Raw genomic sequence first — 2,869 nt, forward strand, 5'->3', positions numbered from 1 at the left:
GCCGGGGCTCGCGCCCGCGGCCGAGGCGAGCACGCCGGACCGGGGCCGGCACGGGCCGGGCGGCCTCCTCGCGCTGCAGGCCACCGCCGGGAACGCCGCCGTCGCGCGTCTCGTCGCGGGGAGCGGGCCGGGGACGTCACCGCACACCTTCACCGAGATCCCGCTGGGGCGCGTCACGCTGCTGGGACTGAGCCCTCTGCCGTTCGGTGACATCGAGCTCAGGGCGCGCGCCGAGGTGCCCGGCGGCGAGGCGGGCTACCCCTCCGTGGCCGCCGCCGGTGCGGAGGCAGCCCGGCGGCGCACCATCCAGGCGGTCGTCCGCGACCGGCACGGGCGCCTCCACCTGTACGACACCCTCACCGCGCTGCCCCCGACGGCGTCGATGGCCACGGGGGTGCAGGTCCTCGCATACGCCCGGCAGGATCTCGAGCTGGTCCAGTGGTTCGGCCTGCCGTTGCCGCCCCGCGCCGCGGACCCGCTGGAGGACGTGTCGCTCCCGTCGTTGTCGGACGGGAATCCCATCGACACCCGGTCCACTCCCACCGCGCGGCTCTCGGCGTACGTCGCCGCGTTCCGTCGGCGCAACAGGGGGCTGGACGACGACACCCTCCGCATCGAGACGGCCGTGCAGCAGGTCGCCTACCCCAACCTCGAGGTGGCGATCGCCTGGTTCCGCCACTACAGCACGCACTCCCTGGCGGTGCGGTCCATCCGGCCGCTCGCCGAGACCTCCGGGGGTGACACCGTGGTCCGCCCGGACGTCGCCCGCGACTCCACCGTGTTCCCGGTCCACCGCCTCGGCGGGGTGCTCCTGCACGAGCTGACGCACACGCACGACGACGTGACGGCGGGGTTCAGCATCGCGAACGCCGACAACGGACCGGAGGAGGGCAAGGCGTACGGCGTCGAAGCCTTCTACGCCGTGCAGAGCGGGGACGTGCACCGGCTCCGCGGCATCGGACAGGTGGTGCGGATCGGTGCAGGCGAGATCAGCGAGTCGCACCTGCCGCAGTTCGGCCGCGTGTTCAACGAGACGGTGGCGTTGATGTTCCTGCTGCAGCGGATCGTCGACGAACGGGTGCCCGAGTCGTACCCGCCGCTCGGGTTGGCGCCACCGCCGACGCCCGCCGAGGCGCGCCTCATGATGGCCGAGCTGATCCCCTCGAGCCGGCCCGGCCCGCGGCTTGCGGCCCTGCAGGACTACGTCCGGACCAACGTGCGGCGGCTGCCCCGGCTGGTGTTCGCGTCGGGGACGTTCGATCCGTCCGTCGCCGACGCGTCATGACCGTGTCGGGGTCCGTGCCGATGGCGCCGCGCAGCGACCCGACCACGCGCAGGCACACGAGGTCGACCGCCTGTGCGAGGTGATCGGCGACCGGCACCGGTGGCATGCCGTGGGCGTCAGCGCCGCGTCCGGTCCTCGGCGGCCGCCAGGTCGGGGAACAGCCGCTCCAGCGCGGCGCGCGCGTGCGCGACGGCGAGGTCCTTCGCCTTGGCCTCGAGCATGACGTCGAGCGGTCCGGGCGCCGAGCGCAGCAGGTCGACGAGGTCCCACGGCGCGATGAAGTCGGCGTGCGGGGTGAGGCGCGGCGTCACCGGGACGCGCTCGACGCGGCGCGTCCCGGCCGGCCGCTTCTCGGCGATCTCGAGGTCGACGCGCGGGCTCGACAGGTGCACCTTGGGCCGCACGCCGTCCGGCCACGTCGCGTAGGTGGCGCGCAGCGCCTCCGCGGGCGGCAGGTCGACCGAAGCCGCCGACGTGCGGTGGTGGTGGTGGTCGTAGGCGATCCGCACGCCGGTCCGCCGGTGCAGCTCGAGCACGTCCGCGACGCCGAACGGGCCGTCGTCGTTCTCGAGCGCGAGCCGGGCCCGGGCGCTCCCGGACAGGGTCTCGTACGCCCGCGCCCACCGGTCGAGTGCGGAGGGCCGGTCGTCGTAGAGCCCGCCGACGTGCACGACGACGGCCGCCTCGGGCCCCTGCCCGAGCGCGTCGAGCAGCGCCGTGTCCTGCTCCAGGTCGGCGACCGACTTCGCCACCAGGTGCTCGTCGGGCGAGTTGATGACCGTGTACTGCCCAGGGTGGGTCGACAGCCGCAGCCCGAGCGCCCGCGCGCGTGCCCCGAGCGCCGCGAGCTCCTCGGCGCACGCGTCGATCTGACGCCGGTAGTGGAGCTCGGGCAGGTCGGGGTGCGTCCCGTACGGGATCGTGCTGCTCGAGAGCCGGAACATCCGCACGTCGATCCGCTCGAGGTGGTCGAACGCCGGCCCGAGCAGCTCGAGCGACCGGGACAGGTGCGGGCCGCTCTGCCACCGCCGCGTGTCCGAGGTGGCGAGGCCCCCGGCGCCGAGGACCTTCACCGCGAAGCCGAGCCGGTAGGGGTGCGTCACCGGCCCATCGTCACCGCGGTCACCTCCGCGCACGACCGGAAGCACCGCGGGACGGCCGTCTCGCGGGGCGTGACGTAGATTCGGCCGGTGCCCGAAGGTCATACCGTCCACCGGATCGCGCGCCAGTTCGACGCCGACCTCGTCGGTCGCACGGTCGCCGTGAGCTCGCCCCAGGGGCGTTTCGCCGACGGCGCGGCGCTGCTCGACGGGCGCGCGATGACCGTGGCGTCCGCGCTGGGCAAGCACCTCTTCCTCGGGTTCGACGAGCCCGGCAGCCCGCCGTCCTCGCCGGGGACGCTGCCCCGGCTCGACGGCGCCGGCGCGCGCGATGGCCCACCGCACTGGCTGCACGTGCACCTCGGCCTCTACGGGGCCTGGGACTTCCACGGCGTCGTGTCGCCGCTGGGCGACGGCGGCCCGGTGGCGTCGCTCGGTGCGCCGCGGCGGCGCGCGGTGCGCATGGGCGAGGGCGAACGCGCGC

The 2,869-nt window shown here is 75.1% G+C and carries 3 protein-coding genes; 2 read left to right on the top strand and 1 reads right to left on the bottom strand.

The window, feature by feature from the left end:
* On the top strand, positions 1-1,285 hold a 1,285-nt coding region (locus ICW40_RS20065), incomplete at its 5' end, for a hypothetical protein (RefSeq protein WP_221655744.1).
* Positions 1,286-1,401: 116 nt separating this feature from the next.
* Here the strand turns inward: ICW40_RS20065 and uvsE are convergent.
* On the bottom strand, positions 1,402-2,388 hold the full coding sequence (gene uvsE / locus ICW40_RS20070; RefSeq protein WP_221655745.1) for a UV DNA damage repair endonuclease UvsE: 987 nt from the start codon (positions 2,386-2,388) through the stop codon (positions 1,402-1,404).
* Positions 2,389-2,475: 87 nt separating this feature from the next.
* On the opposite strand from uvsE, the gene ICW40_RS20075 reads away from it, so the two are divergent.
* Positions 2,476-2,869, top strand: a 394-nt coding sequence (locus tag ICW40_RS20075; protein WP_308121934.1) for a DNA-formamidopyrimidine glycosylase family protein, incomplete at its 3' end; no start/stop codon positions are given.

It is taken from the genome of Actinotalea ferrariae (genome assembly GCF_019733465.1).
In the GTDB taxonomy this organism is placed as follows: domain Bacteria; phylum Actinomycetota; class Actinomycetes; order Actinomycetales; family Cellulomonadaceae; genus Actinotalea; species Actinotalea ferrariae_A.